We start from the raw sequence: 18,037 nt of genomic DNA on the forward strand, positions 1-18,037 counted from the left end.
AACTGATTTCCTTCTGGCAATATCTAGGGTTGTATGACATGATTGAACCCTTTTCTTACCCGATGGTAAAGACGTTGCAGGCAACGTCTCTACACAGTATCTTGCAATCGCGCCACTAACTCCGCACGCGCTGATACATTCAACTTACGGAACATCCGTTTCAGCGCCTGTTTTACTGAATTTTGGGTAATCCAAAGTTCAGCACCAATCTCCGCATTTGTCAACCCCTTGGCAACTAAATCAGCAATTTCCCGTTCCCGTGGAGTGAGGCGATTAGCGACGAGAGACGGGGATTTTTTGGCTTGCGATCGCAAGGTAGCCAGACGTGAGGATAAATGCAAGCATAATCCGGTTAAGTCAGCCAAGTCTTTATAATCAAACGCAGGTGCATCAGAAGCACGGGCAAAATATACCCCACCCATCAAACGCCCCCCACTGACAATCGGACCCATCATCACATGCTCGTGATCGTAGCGAGCATAACAATTCTGGTACAGTTCAGATTGTTTCCAAACCTCTGGAGAGAATACCAGTTGTTCATGGGCGGGAGCATGGTGTTCGATGACATAGCGTAACACCGGATCAACTTTTCGCGCCAGCTTATTGTAATCGGCGACAAACCCCTCCGTATCCGCTCCCCCTTGCATCTGCACCTCAGCCGCGTGAGAATCTTCGTTGAGCAGACACAGCCCCCAATACTGCGCCTGAAAATGCTCCCCTAATTCGTCCATGATTTGCAGGCGAAGTTCCTGCTCATCACGAGCATCTGCGATCGCTTGGAAAAAACTGTGGAGAGAACGGTTCATCGTACTTGGCACGGTCATAATCTATCATTTTGAACGAAGTGATAGCGAAGTGTTAGCGCAGCTAGGCAAGGGTAAGGCGCAGAATCTCTCCCGATGCTGACGCTTTTGATCGTCGGTTTCTAGACTGGCATTTCTTCATGGCAGGAGCTACATCGCCAGTAAAGTCCTGCCAAACTAATATGACGGAGTAAAATATCTGAACAACAAGGGCAAGTAAGGTTCATCATCATCCCTTGCCTAAGAGTTAACCGGGCTGTACTCTGTCGGTTGTGACCAATTGTCAGGTTAGTTAGGGCTTGGAGCGGCTTTGTTAACTTAAGCTGAATTAACATTTTTTACTCTGGGTGAACAGTAATTATCAGTATAGCGACATTATCTTGACGATGGAAATTTAACTTTGATATAATTTGAGGTTTTTATATGCTACTCTGAAGAGGTACTAAGTAGTCGGACACAAGAAAATGGTACTGTATTAATTTTTGCAAATCACCCTCAAACCCTTACTGTTCCCTGTTAAGCAGTTAAGAGTTCCCTAATCTCAACAACTCATTGACCCAAAGGAAAGGAGAAGTATTAATGAACATTCAAGCACTCGATATTAAAGTTGGCGATCGCATCATTGCTTACTGCAAGAATAAGATGCAACCCTGTACAGTGCAACGCTTACTGGATTCGACCCCCAACACGATCACACTAAAAGTATCTACCTGTACCCGTATCCATTATCGGGAATCAGCCTCTTGTGTGATTCAGTTTCACCGAGAGGCTGTGGTTGAAATGGCTAGCTTAAACAGAAGTTTCTCCAATACGATTTAACAGGAAGCTTACCAGGAAAGGCTTTCAAGTATGTAGATAAAATTATAAATTGTCGAGAGGCTTGGCAATTCCCCAAAAATATGATGATTAGTGAAAAAAAATTGAAAGAAACTAATTAAAATGACAATCAGAAAAGAAACGGCTTTAGTTTACTGCGAAAATCAATTTAGTTTAGCCGACGGAAAAACTGCTGCTGGGTTGGTTCGACACTCTGAACGGTATACAATTGTTGGGGTGATTGATAGTTCACGAGCGGGTAAAGATGCAGGGGAAGAATTAGGGCAAGAAAAGAATGGTATACCCATTTTTGCTAATTTAAATGAAGCATTAATTAACCTTTCAGAGGTTCCCAACTGTTACATTTATGGCAAAGCTCCTTTAGATGCCTTTATATCCCAGGCAGAACGGCTTCTTATCTTAGAAGCCATGGAAAAAGGAATGGATATCATTAACGGTCTTCATCAGTTTTTCTCTGAAGATCAAGAGTTTACCCAGATGTCTGCCCAAAATAATATCCAAATTAAAGATATCAGAAAACCTCCACAATTACAAGATTTGCACGTCTTTACGGGTCAACTCTCTAAAATTAATGTACCTGTAATCGCCATATTAGGTACAGATTGTGCTTGCGGCAAAATGACAACCGCAATAGAACTCAACAAGTCCCTCAAGACTCTCGGCATAAAGTCAGTATTGGTAGCGACGGGTCAAACTGCTTTGATGCAGGGAGCAATGTATGGCATATCGATTGATGCTTTGATTTCCCAATTTGTGATTGGTGAAATAGAAAACTCTATTATTCAAGCCTTTGACAACGAACGTCCTGACATCATTTTAGTTGAGGGACAGAGTGCCGTTAGTCATCCCGCTTTTATGGGTTCTATCGGCATCTTGAAAGGAAGTATGCCCGATGGTATTATCCTTCAACATCCACCAGCTAGGAAATTTAGGTGCGATTTTCCTCATTTGCCAATGCCAACTGTTGAGAGCGAGATTAAACTGATTGAAGCGATTTCTCCAGCTAAAGTTATGGCGATTGCATTAAGCCATGAAAACCTAGCAGATGAAGAGATTTTGACAATCATAGAGGATTATGAGAGGCAGTTTCAATTGCCGACAATGGATGTCTTGAATCATGGATGCCAAAAAATCATTCAAGCTTTAGGTGATCATTTTCCCAACCTGAATCAAATTATCAAGCGGAAGACTTTAGAAAAAATGCCTGTATTGGGAATGAGGTAGACGTAATCGTCTGGAAATAATCAATGAAATTGTTTATGCCAAGGATAGAAATTTCCCTATCTCAAATACGGGACAATGCCCGAATGCTATGTGAACTTTATGGGCACAGAGGAATTTCATTGATGGGAGTCTCCAAAGCAGTGCTAGGAGAACCTTCTATTGTCGAGGCAATGATTCAAGGTGGAGTCAGATTTATTGCTGACTCTCGCATTGAAAACATTCAAAAAATGAAAAATGCTGGGATATCCACTCAGTTTGTGCTTCTACGCACTCCTTTAAGTCAAGCTGAAGCTGTGGTTACAAGTGTAGACATTAGTCTAAACACTGAAATCGAGACGATTAAGCAACTTTCCTATTATGCAAAAGTACATAATAGAAATCATCAAATAATTGTGATGGTAGAGTTGGGAGATCTGCGGGAAGGCGTACTTCCTGGTGATCTTTCTCAATTTATCAGAAAAATTCTTTCTTTATCCCATATAGAAATTGTTGGTATTGGCTGCAATTTGGCTTGTTATGGTGGAGTAAAGCCAGACAATAAAAATATGCATAAATTGTCTGAACTGGTTAATAGTATCAAAAAAGAATTTCGGATTAATTTGGAAATAATATCTGGCGGTAATTCAGCTAATTATGAATGGTATAAATCTGCTCAATATATCGGCAATATCAACAATCTTCGCTTGGGTGAATCCATCCTTTTAGGGTGCGAAACTGTGAACCGAAAAGCGATTCCAGGTTTACACACAGAGGCATTCAAACTCGTTGCCGAAGTTATTGAGTCCAAGACAAAGCCCTCCATACCATTTGGCGAGATCTGTCAAGATGCTTTTGGAAACGTTCCTAGTTTCTCAGATCGAGGAATTAGCCAGAGAGTGATTATTGCTTTGGGAAGGCAGGACGTTCTGGTATCTAGCTTGAAATCGAAGAAAAAGCTAGAAATACTAGGAGCTAGCAGTGATCATATTATTCTCGACGGCAAGAACCACAATTTACAAGTTGGAGATGAAGTGAATTTTAACCTGGATTATGGGGGTCTTCTGTCTGCGATGACTTCTCCTTTTATTAGAAAGCAATTTATCCTGACAACTGAAGCTATAATTCCTGTGGTTAAAAGGTTAAAAATTGTCTCACCTATAAATTAGAAGTTGTAAGTCAATAAACGGGGTTGATGTTAAAATCTTTGCCGTTTCACTCACATCTTGCACCACTCACTATTTTCCCCTATCTCCCCGATGGGGTAGTTGACACAGACAGTACCCACTTGGGGTCTATACAAGTTAGATAGTCCCGACTATGCTAGTTTACAGCAACTAAAATGACAGGAGAGGCAGATGGTTGGAGTTCAAACATCAGCTCGTGATTTCTTTCGGGCGGCGTATGAGAACCGCTACACCTGGGATCACAACTTCCCCGGTTACACCGCAGATGTGACATTCAAACAGGATGATCAGGTCGTTACTGGGAAGGTTCGGGTTAACCCGGATATGAAAGCAGAAGTCTTCGATGTCGAAGACGAAGACGCCAAGCAAGCGATTCACTCTCAACTCTGGGAAACCGCGATTCACCGGGTTCGTCGTTCCTTTGAAGACACCCACGGAAAGAATACCTTCACCTTCGGAGATACCGATGAGACGGGTGCTGTGGAACTGTTAATGGGTGGTAAATCAGAAGGCGATCGCTATAAAGTCCGTGATAATGAAGTAACCCACGTCCACCGTCACATCCACGGCGTTGTCGTCACGATTAACACCTTTAGTTCCCACAACACAGGCGAAGGTTATCTTTCTCACCGTTATGATTCCGTCTACCATGACCCCAAAACGGGTGAACAAAAGGGCGGTAAAAGTGTGTTTGAAGATAATTACGAAAAGGTTGGCGACTATGTTATCCTGACCCAGCGGATTATTCGTACAGAAACCGATGGAAAAGAGTCCGTTCAGGAGTTTAATTTCTCGAATATCAAACTTCTGTAAATGGTGAATAATTCCCTGATTTTTCCTGAGTCCGCCTCGGCGGACTTTGTTTGTGTAGTTCCGCGATTTTAGCTGTTCGAGTTCCCTCCCCTTGGCAAGGGGAGGGTTAGGGAGGGGTTGATTTAGGGAGGGTTAGGGAGGGGTTTTAACAGCCTTGAACCAACTATAATTGGTGAACAACAGACTCTCCGGTAAAGACATGACGACAGTTGCTATCTTACCAGTATCCGATGCGAGCGGTGAGAGGCTTTATCGAGCGATTGCAGGTAACAAGCAATCAACAGGTAAAACCGCAGGTGAAGCGCTAGATGCATTGACCGCTCAGTTAGAAGGGAATGAATTAGATACCCTACTAATTCTCCAGAGTTTTCGTCCTGACTGGTTTTTTAGTGCCTTTGAACAACAGCGTTTATCTGAATTGATGAATCGATGGCGAACAGCACGCGATCGCGGACAGATGCTACCTCCAGAACAACAAGCTGAACTGGATAGTCTTGTCGAGGCTGAATTGAAAGCAGCCACAGCCCGAAGTGCAGCTTTGGTACAGCAATTGAGCCAATGAACTCTTTCTATACTTTAGTTGCTGACCGTGCTACTCATCGATGTGAATATTGTCATGCGCCTGAATTAGTTTTCAATTTCCCCTTTGAAGTCGAACATATCATACCCTTGTACCGAGGCGGCGTTGATGCCGAATTCAATCTCGCTCTCGCTTGTCGTTCTTGCAATCTTCGTAAAGGAACTCGTATCAGTGGACTCGATCCTGAATCCAATCAGGACGTTCCTCTGTTTCACCCAAGGCAAGATCTATGGGACGACCATTTCCAAGTAGACAGTGATTCGGGAACACTTGTGGCTAAAACACCTACTGCAAGAGTAACGATCACTCATTTAGAGATGAACAGTCAAGCACAAGTAACGGCACGGCAGCTATGGATTCGTTTAAGCTTGTTTCCTTAGGTTGAAGTCGCTAAAATCCTGTATGGACGTTGCATACAACATCTGGAACAATCTAGACAAAACAGGATTTTATCCCCCAGACCCATTAAGATTGAAGTATGAAGAAATCGTTCGGGCTTGGGTCTATGAAACGCATCGTCTTAATCGCTGGGTTTGAATCATTCAACGCCGACTTGTATCGCCAAGCGGCTGATTGGGCGACTAAGCGCTGTCCAGACTTGGATATTCGCGTATTTAGCGACCAATCCTTGACCACAGAACCGGATATCGTCGCCGCCGCCCTCCAGGATGCTGATGTCTTCTTCGCCAGTCTGCTGTTTGATTATGACCAAGTATTATGGCTGCGGGAGAGAACTCAACACATCCCCATCCGCCTCGTCTTTGAATCCGCCCTCGAATTAATGAGTCTGACTCAAATCGGGGCGTTTAAAATTGGCGATAAGCCCAAAGGAATGCCCAAGCCAATTAAATTTATTCTGGATAAATTTAGTAATGGACGAGAAGAAGATAAACTCGCGGGTTATATCAGCTTTTTGAAGACGGGTCCCAAGCTGCTGAAGTATATTCCAGCGAAAAAAGTTCAGGATTTACGCAACTGGCTGATTATCTACGGGTATTGGAATGCTGGCGGTTCCGAAAACGTGGCTTCAATGTTTTGGGTACTCGCTGAAAAATACTTAGGATTACAAGTTGGAGACATTCCCCCACCAGTCGAAACCCCCAACATGGGATTATTACATCCCGACTATGACGGGTACTTTACCTCGCCACGCCACTATTTGGAGTGGTATCAGCAAAAACCAAATAACCCTTTCTCTGACTCCCCCCTTATTAAGGGGCGCTGGGGGGGATCTCTTCCTGTTGTTGGTATTCTCCTCTACCGCAAACATGTTGTCTCTAAACAACCGTATATTCCCCAATTAATTCGCCATTTCGAGAACGCTGGATTAATTCCCGTCCCTATCTTTATTAATGGTGTGGAAGGACATGTGGCGGTGCGAGATTGGCTGACCTCGACGGATGAAACTGCCCAACGCAAACAGGGTAAAATTGATACACTATCCTTATCAAAAGACGCTGTTGAAGTTGATGCAATTGTCTCTACAATTGGCTTTCCATTAGTCGGAGGACCCGCCGGTTCTATGGAGGCAGGGCGTCAAGTTGAGGTAGCAAAACGCATCCTCACAGCCAAGAATGTTCCCTATCTTGTCGCCGCACCGTTACTAATTCAGGATATTCACTCTTGGACGCGACAAGGAATTGGTGGCTTGCAATCGGTCGTATTATATGCATTACCGGAATTAGATGGGGCAATTGACACGGTTCCCTTGGGGGGATTGGTGGGAGAGGATATTTATCTGATTCCCGAACGGGTGAAACGGTTAACTGGACGCCTGAAACGTTGGATTGAACTGAGACAGACACCCGCCTCAGAACGGAAAATTTCCATCATTCTCTATGGTTTCCCGCCCGGATATGGGGCGACAGGAACAGCAGCTTTACTTAATGTACCGCGATCGCTCCTGAAAGTCCTCCACGCCCTAAAGCAGCAAGGCTATACCGTTGGCGAGTTACCGGAAGATGGTGAAGAACTTATCCGTCGGGTTAAAGAAGCCGATGAAGCGATGAGTCATGAGGATTCACCGACAAACTCCGTCAACGTTAAAACCCTAGAAAAATGGCTCGGCTATCTGTTCACCACTCGCATCGAAAAGCAGTGGAAATCCCTCACCGGAACCGGGATTAAAACCTACGGCGATGACTTCCAAGTTGGCGGAATTCAATTAGGAAATATTTGGATAGGTGTGCAACCGCCGTTAGGTATTTCAGGTGATCCGATGCGGTTAATGTTTGAACGGGATATGACCCCTCATCCTCAATATGCCGCATTCTATAAATGGCTACAACATGAGTTTAACCCTCATGCAGTGGTTCACTTTGGTATGCATGGCACCGTGGAATGGTTACCGGGTTCTCCTTTAGGCAATACAGGTTATTCCTGGTCGGATATTTTGCTGGGCGATATCCCCAATCTCTATATTTATGCTGCCAATAATCCCTCGGAATCTATTTTGGCAAAACGGCGCGGATATGGCGTTCTAATTTCTCATAATGTCCCCCCCTATGGGCGGTCAGGATTGTATAAAGAATTAGTCGCACTGCGAGATTTAATTGCTGAGTACCGAGAAGACCCCGATAAAAATTACGCCCTGAAACCTGACATTTGTCAGAAAATTGTGGATAGTGGCTTAGATAGGGATTGTCCCTTTGATGAAGCGAAAAAATTAGGGATTCCGTTCACACCCGATAATGTGCGATTGTTCAGTGCTGAGGCATTTAATCATTATCTGGTTAAGTTGTATGAATACTTGCAAGTGGTAGAACAACGCCTATTTTCATCCGGATTACATACCTTGGGCGAACCCCCGAAATCAGAAGCATTGGCTAGCTACTTAAACGCTTATTTTGGCGATAATGGCACAGCGGATTTAGTCAAGGAGGTAATGGATAAAATAGGAGATGATAAAACGACTCCATTATCGACCACCTCTCTAGTTAAGGATAAAAAAGGCGAATCGGATTCCCTTGCTACTGAAATAGAAACAATTGCCCATTTATTAAGGCAAAACACCGATGAACTGACCAACCTATTACGGGGATTAAATGGAGAATACATTCCCCCAGCACCGGGTGGCGACTTATTACGAGATGGTGTAGGCGTATTACCTACAGGACGAAATATTCATGCCTTAGACCCCTATCGGATGCCCTCACCAGGGGCATATCAGCGAGGACGAGAAATTGCTCAAAAAATTATTACCCAACACCTCCAAGAACAGGGAGACTATCCGGAAACTGTGGCGGTTATGTTATGGGGATTAGATGCAATTAAAACCAAAGGAGAATCCTTAGGAATTTTACTGGAATTAGTGGGTGCAGAACCCATCAAAGAAGGAACGGGGCGAATTGTCCGCTATGAGTTAAAACCCTTAGCCGAATTGGGACATCCCCGAATTGATGTATTGGCAAATCTATCCGGTATTTTCCGAGATAGTTTTGTGAATATTATGGAATTACTCGATGATTTATTTAAACGGGCGGCGGCGGCTGAGGAACCGGAAGACCAGAATTTTATTCGTAAACATGCTTTAGCCTTACAAGCCCAAGGAATCAATAATAATTCCGCCCGATTATTTTCTAACCCGGCTGGCGATTTTGGTTCCTTAGTCAATGACCAAGTAACCGATGGAAACTGGGAATCGGGAGAGGAATTAGGCAAAACCTGGGAAAGTCGCAATTCATTTAGTTATGGGCGTCAAGATAAAGGACAAGCGCGTCCGGAAGTTCTAACTCAGCTATTAAAAACAACCAGCCAGGTGGTTCAGGAAATTGACTCCGTGGAATACGGTTTAACCGATATTCAGGAATACTATGCCAATACTGGGGGATTGAAAAAAGCGGCTGAGAAACAACGGGGAAAGAAAGTGAGTGCCAGTTTTGTAGAAAGCTTTTCTAAAGATACAACTCCACGCAAATTAGATGACTTACTGCGATTAGAATATCGCACTAAATTGCTGAATCCCAAATGGGCAGAAGCAATGGCAAATCAGGGTTCAGGTGGTGCTTATGAAATCTCCCAACGGATGACGGCATTAATGGGTTGGGGAGGAACCGCAGATTTTACAGATGATTGGGTGTATGATCAAGCAGCAGATACTTATGCTTTAGATGCAGAAATGGCAGAGAAGTTAAGACAGGCAAATCCTGAGGCATTTCGCAATATTGTCGCCCGGATGTTGGAAGCAAGTGGACGAGGATTTTGGCAACCGAGTGATGAGAAGTTACAGAAGTTGCAAGCGTTGTATGAGTTGACGGATGAGGAATTAGAAGGAGTGACGGTTTAAAGAATAGTTTAGGAATGGGTTGACGTACTTATGGGAGGGAGTATGTCACCTTTGTAGTGGCTTAGCACACCTTATTTGATGAATTAGATTCGGCTTGTAGTAGGGAACCTTAGCCCTAGATTCCGTTGGGTTTTCTTGCGTCAACCCAACCTACAACCTTAATGGTTAAATCCATGCCACCATTTTAGTAGGGTGCGTTAGCGAAGCGTAACGCACCATTGTTCAATGATTTTGCCGATTTTCGGGTTTACTGTTCAAGGTTTAATATGGGAATATAACGCTAATAAAATATAAGGCTAAAGCCCTTACTACAAACAAGATGACGACGATTAGCCCAAAGGTTGAGGTATCAACAGAACAGATTGCTGCGTTTTGCCAGCGCTGGCAAATTACTGAATTTGCCCTATTTGGTTCTATCTTACGAGATGATTTTCGCCCCGATAGTGATGTGGATGTACTGGTCAGTTTTGCGCCGGAGGCTAAATGGAGTCTGTGGGACATCATTAAGATGAAAGAAGAACTGAAAACGATGTTTAGTCGGGAGGTTGATTTCGTGGAAAAGGAGTGTTTACGTAATCCTTTCCGGCGTTATGAAATTCTAAGTACAAAACAGGTGATTTATGCAGCCCAATAGTCGTGAATCGGGTTATCTTTGGGATATGTTACAGGCAGCAATTCGCCTTCAAGAATTTACGGCTGGTTTATCCTATGAAGCGTATCTAGAGAGTATATTGCTTCAGAGTGCAGTTGAGCGACAGTTAGAAATTCTGGGCGAAGCGGCGAGGCGAATGTCAGAGGATTTCCGTCAAGTTCATCCGGAAATTCCCTGGAGTGATATTATCGGGCAACGGAATGTCATTGCTCATCAGTATGAGGAGATTAGGCAAGAACGAATTTGGTCTGTAGTGACGTCAGATATTCCCACGCTGATTGCTCAATTAGAACCTTTGATCCCACCCTTGCCACCAGAGATAGAATAGTCGTTAGAGTTGAAGTTTTACGGATTTTCTGGGCGCAAGCATTGCGCCCCTACCTGATGTTACGGTTTCCTTAAGACATCGTTTCTCAAGTAAAGAATTGATGCTTATAATACGAATAATACAATAACCCAAGCCCAACTTCTTTCCCCAGAAGCCGTCTACGAACTCCTGTAAGCTGTCATGCCTTTAAATTGGGTATTAGTAGCGAGCAAGATGCAAAGCCTGCGGCATGGCTTCGCTAAACGCACTCCAAGGATTTCGCCCTTGTTGGCATTAAGGTTTAAATGCCGAACAGCTTATCATCCTGATTTTATTACTAAGGATGAGCGAGATTTGAAAGCCGGAACCGGGTATGGTTTGGATATTGTTCACACAGAACTGACTAAAGTTGGTGGAGCGATTTCTACGAGTTCTCGACCAGGACAAGGAACGACTTTTAAGATTATTTATCCAAAAGCCCTTGGCTAATCCCACGCTGATGCGAAATAATGCAGGTGCAAACTCTAATCATCCACAAGATTGTGATGACTGCATTTTTATTCATAACCGACTTAGATAACACTCTAGTTGGCGATGACGATGCCCTCAAGGAACTCAATCAGCAGTTAGAGCAGCATCGCCAAGACTATGGGACTAAGATAGTCTATGCTACCGGGCGATCGCCTGCCCTCTACCGGAAACTGACGAGCGAAAAGTCCCTACTGTCACCGGATGCGCTGATTACCTCAGTTGGCACTGAAATTTGCTTCGATCCTAAGGAAGAAATCATTGATCAAGAATGGGCGGATATGCTGTCACAGGGGTGGAACCGGGAAGAGGTTGTCGCCACGGCTGGTCATTATTCTGACTTAGTTCCTCAAGCCGATACCGAACAGCGTCCGTTTAAAGTCAGTTATGTGCTAAGTGAAGAAATTTCCTCAGAACTTTTGCCCCGTCTTGAATCCTCTCTAAAAGAAAAAGGGTTAGATGTCAAGCTAATCTATAGTGGAGGTCAAGACTTAGACATTCTGCCTCAAAAAGGGGATAAAGGTCTAGCCTTACAATTCCTGCGGCAAAAATGGGACATGGACGCGACAAAAACAGTCGTCTGTGGTGATTCTGGTAATGATATCGCCCTGTTTAGTGCTGGGGAAGAACGGGGTATTATTGTGGGAAATGCTAGACCCGAACTGCGTCAATGGTATGAGGAGAATAAAAAAGATTATCACTATTTTGCTCAGGCACATTATGCAGATGGTATATTAGAAGGTCTGCATCATTTTGGATTTCTGGCATAGGGATTAGTGATGGGAGAAGAGGGAACAGGGAAGATCGCCACCAGTGTAGAGACGTAGCATGCTACGTCTCTACTGATGTAACGGTCAGTCTAAATTTGGATACTTATAATTAATGATTAGTTATCTCAAGGGAACAGTCGCGACGATTCAGAAAGGGAATGGGAATCGAGTTACTCTGATTCTAGAGGTTAACCAAATCGGGTATGAGGTGCAAATTACTCGACAGCTATCCCAAGAGGTTCAGATCGGATCTGAACAAGTGGTACAAGTCTTTACTCACCTGCAAATCCGGGAAGATCAACAAATCCTCTATGGCTTCGCATCCGCCGCAGAACGGGATTTATTTCGCCAGTTAGTGAGTGTGAGTGGTATTGGCGCACAATTAGCGATCGCACTTATTGATACCCTAGGACTACAAAGTCTGGTTCAGGCGATTGTCACCGGGAATACTCGCGCCTTATCCAAAACCCCGGGAGTGGGTAGCAAAACCGCTGAACGCATCGCCTTGGAACTAAAAACCAAGTTATCTGAATGGCGAAAATTCGCGGGTGTGGAAACTCCAGCCAGTGCAACGGGACCCTCCCCCGCTATTTTAGAAGATGTGGAAATGACCCTACTAGCCCTAGGATATGAAACCGCCGAAATTACGCAGGCGCTGAATGCGATTAGTCAGGATGCACTGCTGGCGAAAAACCCCAACGCCGAGGAATGGATTCGACGCGCGATCGCATGGTTGAGTCAGTAGCTGTGGGGGTGATCATCTCCGGTCAAATACCCTGAGTCAAAATGGCGTAAACTCCTTATGGCATGGCAATTATGGGCAATCATCAGGACATGATCGGAATCAGGATTCAATTTGTGCAATCGCGTCTTCTGGTGAAATACCACTCTCAAGGATTAACTTAATTCCAGGTAGATATTTATCCATCATTGTCACATTAGCATAAACTAGCTGTTGGATAAGGGCAAAACTGAGTCTATCCCCCTCGACATCAATACTGGTTTTGTAGCGAATCTCACCATCGGTGAAGTCTAATTCAAAATTACCAATCATCATGCCATAATTGGCTCTAGCGATAAACTCTCCCAGTATTCGACGCTTGGTTTTTGGCACTTTTATCGGGCAAATTGAGTAAAAAACAAATTGCTCTTCGTTTTCTCTCGCTTTAGCGTAACAGTTCCAACTCCCATTGTCTCCCTCAAATGCCAGGTATAAAGCGGGTTCTCCTTGAATTTTTGCATAAGACCAATCATCTTCTGTAAAGAAGTTGACCATTGTCTAGAAAATGGGTTGGGTTGTAATAGTATCTTGAGGGGTTGGTTCTGGGGTATCTTGAGTTAATTCTTGAAAAAAGTTAGATATTGCCCCGATTGTTTCATTGGCGAAGTCTTTCGCAACAGTATCCAGACTACCACCGACTAAATCTGTAAAGAAGTTGGTAATAGCTTGAGATATTTCTTCAGAGTCAGGTGTTTCTGTGGATAAAGCTTGGGGACTCAGATAAGACCAAAAAGTACGGTAGCCTGTTTCCCCTGATTCCTGTTGCTGTTTGACTGATAGAGCTAACCAACTTTCGGTGGATAGTAGGGAGTAGGGGGATTGGAAATTATCGGGTGATTTGTCAGTTGCCTGTGTTTCAGATTTTTCATTAGTAGACTCGGATGTTTGTTCAGTTTGCTGTTGACTGAGGTTTACAAGGTAAGCGGCGACTTCTTCAGCGTTGGTGGCTTTTTCTAGGAGGAGGGGAAGTAAGTCGGGTTTTAGGCTAGCTTCGATTTGGATGTCGGGTGAGGGTTGGAATTTCCCGTTGGTGAGGGGGGTGCGGACTTCGGGTTTGAGGTTGAATAAGGCTTCGGTGTCGATGCGATGGTAGAGTTCGGGGGTTACTTGGAAGGTAAGATGACACTCGATAATTTTTTCATTTCGTTGGATTAAGCTTAGAACAGTAGAATGAAATTCTACAAAAAACTGATTTGCAGTATGTAAAAGGAGTTCACTATTCAATCGGAAAATTTCAGTATTGCTCATTTTTAATTAAACTTAATTAACCGCAAATTTTATTCATCATTAATACTTTGAGTAATCAAGGTCAAGCACTGTTTAATAACAGCACAAATTGTGTATTGATTTCTTAACTCTAATAAAGTATCACATTATTCCAATCCCCTCGAATAATATGGTAAAAACCCTTCGGAACTTAGCCTTCGGTTCCAGTGAACTATCCGCTTGTGACAGTCAAAGAGTAGAATGTGAGTTGCACTTCAACTCACAGTACGAAATGTGGCTCAAGTGGCAATCCAAGGTACAAGTCTTAATCTAAAAATAAAAACTAATTATAAACCTGAAAAACTTCACCATCAATATCAGTATGGTTAGTTAGTTTGAAACCTTGAATAACGGCATAGTCACTGTGACTATCTGTAACTGGAAAGAACCCTAATTGCTTTTGGATCTCTTGGAGTGCTGCCTCCAATCGTGGTGCGTTGCGCTCCCATACTGCGAACTGCGGCTCTGCTTTGAGATTGTAGGGGAGCCAAGCATCACTCTGGGTACATACATCAACGATATGAGCATCCAGTGTTTTTCCTAGTAGCCAAGTAACATTAGGTAGCTCACATTCCTGTCCATCAGCGTCTAAAATAATTCCAGTACCTAGTATCTCCACATCAATAGGATAAAGAAAAGAACGATTCTTTTCCAGTTGATCTAAAGTTTCATTGCAGCAAGTTAAAATTGATTTTGTCTTAGGTACATTTAGAATAGTTACAGTAACATCTGGTTCCTCTACTCGGACTAGTGAATTATTATCAGAGTCAGAGCTTAGCCAGCCAGAGAAGATTACCTTATATGGTTTAAGAAGTTGATAGAATTCAAGCACTTCTGCTACTGACTGGCACATTTTTAAGAGCTGATGCAATTCTGAGCGACTAGTTGGAGAGACAATATTTCGACGATCTTCAAACCACCAGTCTGCTACCGCTCCTATGTCTTTATCAACGATCATGGGTTACTCCTAAAAATTAATATATTTTTTCTGTTCCATCAGAAAATATAATTCTCAGCTTAACATTTGGGTAGGTAGTTTTGAATGTTGTCTGGATACCTTTTTCCCTTCCTTCATTCTTAAAGTCACTCCAAGTACCGTTATGAACCCGAATCTCCACCCATTTTTCTGTGCCTGGAGCATTTACTAGTTGCTTAGCTGCTTTAGTGGCATTTTTAGAAACATTTCCCGTCCCTTCAACATACTTCAGTTGGAAGACCATTGACCATGAGCCATCTGGTTTTACTACACCTACATCAACATCATAATGAGGAGGAGTTTTGGGTTCTCTTTCAAAAATTAAATTTGTATGTCCTGCCTTGAGAAGGCTGTCGCCTTTCTGCATTGCTTGGAGAACTGAGGGTATCTCTGTTTGCAGCTTAATTTTAGATAACAAATCTTTGTAGCCGTCGAAACTATCAAAAACCCCTGACTTGATATATTTACCTACAGCATCTCCTCCACCTGTTTTCTCTAGACTTCTGATTATTTTATCTACATCAACTGGCTTGATATTTAGGCTTTGTAGCTTGGCTTTCACTGCCGCATCTCCAGGAGCAAGAGACGGCAAAGGTAAAGTTATTGAAGGATTTATCTCAGCGTGAACCTGGTAAATATTATCTGAATTTTTAACAAGTTCAAGTTTATTGAGGCGATACTCATCTTTTAACTTTGGTAATTGATTTTGAATAGATTCAGGTGTAGATTCTGGTTTTTGTGCAAGTCTTTTGACCTGCCTCACCGCAGCATTCAAATCGCGCTCTTTTTCTTTGTATGTTCGACTATCCTTATTACCCTTACCCTTTTTACCTTTCTTACCCTGAAATAGACTCTTCGCTTTCTTCAGAACCTTATCAATAGCCTTATCAATCCGGCTGCGAATCTTCTTGACAATATTCTGTACCTTCTTCGCCAAACCACCAATACCCAGTAGCGACGCTAAGAACCCAATCACCACCGGGAGCGATCGCGCCAAAGCATTCTCTACCAACTTCGCCGCACCGCCAATAGCACCGGATGCGATCGCGGTTATCGCTTCAATGACTGCATTCACCAGTTCTACCACCTGGCTACCCTGGTTAATGAAGAACATCACGATGTCATAAATTGCCATCGCCGCCTTCACAAATGCTGAAGCTGGATTCAATAACCCGATAATCCATTTCACCCCAGCCGTAATTACTTGGGTAATCAGCATCCCCTTGATTTCTTCAATTACCGTCTCCTTCAAGTCAGTGAACTGCTCTTGTACCTGTTCCCACAGTCCCATTGGTCCCTGATTGGCGATAATTTGGAATATCTCAACACTCTTCTCCATCCCAGCAACCATTGGTTCGCCGAACAACTTCACCGCCTTCAGGCGGATGTAGTTCCATGTCATCCCTAGTATCTGCGTTACTAAACTGAAGATACCCTTGAGACTGAAGATATCATCGGGTAACTGAATCCCCATCGAACCCATCGCACCCGTCAGCCAGCCAATTAGACCCCCTTGCAGGTGAGTCATGATATTGGCAATAAAGTTATCCAACCCCTGCTTCACACCACTGACGAGATTCCCCAAGAACCCAATCGGATCTTTAATAATTGACCCAATGGCACTCGCTGCTTTGGCTAACACGTTTTGCAGCATGTTCTTGAGCTTATTAACCGTGTCGATTACCCCAGCCATAGCATCGAAGGCTTGAGCAAACCAGGGTTGATTCGATGCCTTCATCTCCTTAATCTGAGCATCCAGTTGCTGGAGATTCTTCGTGTACTGCTGTGCCAGTTTATCGACTAATTCCGTCTCTTTATCTTTAACACTCTGTTCTAGATCATCAAATTTGGTCTGAATATCCTGCGCGGCTTCGGTTCCGACTTGCTTAAGCGCTTCCGGTAAACCCGCAACGTACTCTTTAATGTTTTCTCTGCCCTCAGTAATTCTCTCTTTCGCCTTGTTTAGCTGCTCACTGACATAGTTGGCAATATCGGTTAGACCTTTATCTATCTCGTTTATATACTGATTACGTCCTTCATCAAAGAAGGCTGTTACTTCAGACGGCACACCAAATAATTTATCTTTTCCCCAGCGAACCCAACCATCTGGTCCTTCATACCGCTTTTTGTACTCTTCCATCTGAGGAGCAACATAGTCCTCAAATTTTTGTTTAGCGGTATCAGCAGTTACCTTGAAACGGTTGGTAACTTCTGTATCTAAACCATTGAGGATACCTTCAACGTCTGTTTTAGTCTCCTGGTAAATCCCATTAATATCCTTAGCGACTTTATCCCGTTCCTGCTCATCCTTCGTTTTTGTTTCATCCTGACGCCCCATCACTTGAGCCAAGAGCTGCTCCCGCTCACCATGCATTCCCTGGAGCTGGGTTTGACTGGTCGTTTGGGCTTCAGACTGTGCCTGATTTAACGTTCCTTGCTCCTGCTGACGATACTCCTGTGGTGCTTCAACGGCTCTTTGTTGAGCGCCTTTCTTGGCATCCAAAGCTTGCACAAATTGTGGTTCATTGGATGTCGCTAGTTGTTCTGGCGTCACATCAGCCTCAGCCATCTGCTGATCAAGTTTCTGACTCTCAGCTTGCATGGGTGCAGAAACTTCGGATTCCGGTTTGGGTTTCGGTGTGGCTTGAGCTGCACCGATATCCCCTGGTGTTGAACCTGCATCCGGCTGCTCTAAGGGTTTTACCTGTTTGGATTCAATCCCACTTGTATCAGGCGCTTCCTGGGTTTTCTCGGCAACGGGATCTGCGGCTTGTTCTGCTGTTTCTTTCGCCTGATTGGACATATCGCCCTTCACCGAAGAAAGCAGATTATTGTCTTTAAATTTATCAGCATCTTCTAGGGTTTTGGGAGCCGCCTGGTTCACCTTGTCCATTACAGCAGCTTTAAAGGCTTCGGCATTAAATTCTCCAGGGGGCTGCTGCTCCATCTCCTGAACTTGTTTGTCTTGCGCCTTACTTTCTACTTCATTGCTGGGGGGTTCAGAGGCATCCTGGGCTTCCTTTGATTCAGACTCGGCAGGATCATGTTGTTT

General features: G+C 43.8%; 17 protein-coding genes. 12 read left to right on the forward strand and 5 right to left on the reverse strand.

What is annotated here, in order from left to right:
* Nucleotides 1-89: 89 nt before the first annotated feature.
* A complete protein-coding gene (locus tag ACLFWI_RS11295; protein WP_446413037.1) occupies nt 90-824 on the reverse strand; it encodes a helix-turn-helix transcriptional regulator in 735 nt (244 codons plus the stop codon).
* A 558-nt stretch (nt 825-1,382) separates the two neighbouring features.
* On the opposite strand from ACLFWI_RS11295, the gene ACLFWI_RS11300 reads away from it, so the two are divergent.
* The 12 genes from ACLFWI_RS11300 to ruvA all read left to right on the forward strand — a co-directional run bounded on the left by ACLFWI_RS11300 (nt 1,383) and on the right by ruvA (nt 12,707).
* Entirely contained in the window at nt 1,383-1,622 is a 240-nt protein-coding gene (locus tag ACLFWI_RS11300) for a hypothetical protein (RefSeq protein ID WP_446409248.1), read from the forward strand.
* 120 nt (nt 1,623-1,742) lie between these two features.
* Nucleotides 1,743-2,864, forward strand: coding sequence for a DUF1611 domain-containing protein (locus ACLFWI_RS11305; RefSeq protein WP_446413038.1), 1,122 nt, complete (start codon nt 1,743-1,745; stop codon nt 2,862-2,864).
* Nucleotides 2,865-2,887: 23 nt separating this feature from the next.
* A complete protein-coding gene (locus ACLFWI_RS11310; protein ID WP_446413039.1) occupies nt 2,888-4,009 on the forward strand; it encodes an alanine/ornithine racemase family PLP-dependent enzyme in 1,122 nt (373 codons plus the stop codon).
* 189 nt (nt 4,010-4,198) lie between these two features.
* On the forward strand, nt 4,199-4,840 hold the full coding sequence (locus ACLFWI_RS11315) for a DUF3386 domain-containing protein (protein WP_446409245.1): 642 nt from the start codon (nt 4,199-4,201) through the stop codon (nt 4,838-4,840).
* Nucleotides 4,841-5,012: 172 nt separating this feature from the next.
* Entirely contained in the window at nt 5,013-5,402 is a 390-nt protein-coding gene (locus ACLFWI_RS11320) for a hypothetical protein (RefSeq protein ID WP_446407972.1), read from the forward strand.
* Nucleotides 5,399-5,800: an HNH endonuclease gene (locus ACLFWI_RS11325; RefSeq protein WP_446378387.1), complete on the forward strand. Its 402-nt coding sequence runs from the start codon at nt 5,399-5,401 to the stop codon at nt 5,798-5,800. Before ACLFWI_RS11320 ends, ACLFWI_RS11325 begins: the two co-directional genes overlap by 4 nt.
* A gap of 125 nt (nt 5,801-5,925) precedes the next feature.
* A complete protein-coding gene (bchH, locus tag ACLFWI_RS11330) occupies nt 5,926-9,705 on the forward strand; it encodes a magnesium chelatase subunit H (protein WP_446413040.1) in 3,780 nt (1,259 codons plus the stop codon).
* Nucleotides 9,706-10,024: 319 nt separating this feature from the next.
* Nucleotides 10,025-10,339: a nucleotidyltransferase family protein gene (locus ACLFWI_RS11335; RefSeq protein WP_446407970.1), complete on the forward strand. Its 315-nt coding sequence runs from the start codon at nt 10,025-10,027 to the stop codon at nt 10,337-10,339.
* A complete protein-coding gene (locus ACLFWI_RS11340; protein WP_446407969.1) occupies nt 10,326-10,685 on the forward strand; it encodes a HepT-like ribonuclease domain-containing protein in 360 nt (119 codons plus the stop codon). Before ACLFWI_RS11335 ends, ACLFWI_RS11340 begins: the two co-directional genes overlap by 14 nt.
* Nucleotides 10,686-10,865: 180 nt before the next feature.
* Nucleotides 10,866-11,153 (forward strand): ATP-binding protein, encoded by a 288-nt coding sequence (locus tag ACLFWI_RS11345; protein ID WP_446407968.1) that lies wholly within the window; start codon nt 10,866-10,868, stop codon nt 11,151-11,153.
* A 56-nt stretch (nt 11,154-11,209) separates the two neighbouring features.
* Nucleotides 11,210-11,962, forward strand: coding sequence for a sucrose-phosphate phosphatase (locus ACLFWI_RS11350; RefSeq protein WP_446413041.1), 753 nt, complete (start codon nt 11,210-11,212; stop codon nt 11,960-11,962).
* Nucleotides 11,963-12,074: 112 nt separating this feature from the next.
* Nucleotides 12,075-12,707: a Holliday junction branch migration protein RuvA gene (gene ruvA, locus ACLFWI_RS11355; protein WP_446413042.1), complete on the forward strand. Its 633-nt coding sequence runs from the start codon at nt 12,075-12,077 to the stop codon at nt 12,705-12,707.
* 99 nt (nt 12,708-12,806) lie between these two features.
* On the opposite strand, the gene ACLFWI_RS11360 is transcribed toward ruvA, so the two are convergent.
* From ACLFWI_RS11360 to ACLFWI_RS11375, 4 genes are all read right to left on the reverse strand, one after another.
* Nucleotides 12,807-13,238 carry a YbjN domain-containing protein gene (locus tag ACLFWI_RS11360; RefSeq protein ID WP_446407966.1) on the reverse strand — a complete coding sequence of 144 codons (432 nt, stop codon included), beginning with the start codon at nt 13,236-13,238 and terminating at the stop codon, nt 12,807-12,809.
* Between the two features lie 3 nt (nt 13,239-13,241).
* Nucleotides 13,242-13,991, reverse strand: coding sequence for a hypothetical protein (locus ACLFWI_RS11365; protein ID WP_446407965.1), 750 nt, complete (start codon nt 13,989-13,991; stop codon nt 13,242-13,244).
* A 301-nt stretch (nt 13,992-14,292) separates the two neighbouring features.
* Nucleotides 14,293-14,967: a hypothetical protein gene (locus ACLFWI_RS11370; protein WP_446407964.1), complete on the reverse strand. Its 675-nt coding sequence runs from the start codon at nt 14,965-14,967 to the stop codon at nt 14,293-14,295.
* Nucleotides 14,968-14,983: 16 nt separating this feature from the next.
* The coding region (locus ACLFWI_RS11375; protein WP_446413043.1) for a phage tail protein at nt 14,984-18,037 on the reverse strand (3,054 nt) is incomplete at its 5' end.

The organism is Coleofasciculus sp. (assembly GCF_046539235.1).
GTDB lineage: Bacteria > Cyanobacteriota > Cyanobacteriia > Cyanobacteriales > Coleofasciculaceae > Coleofasciculus.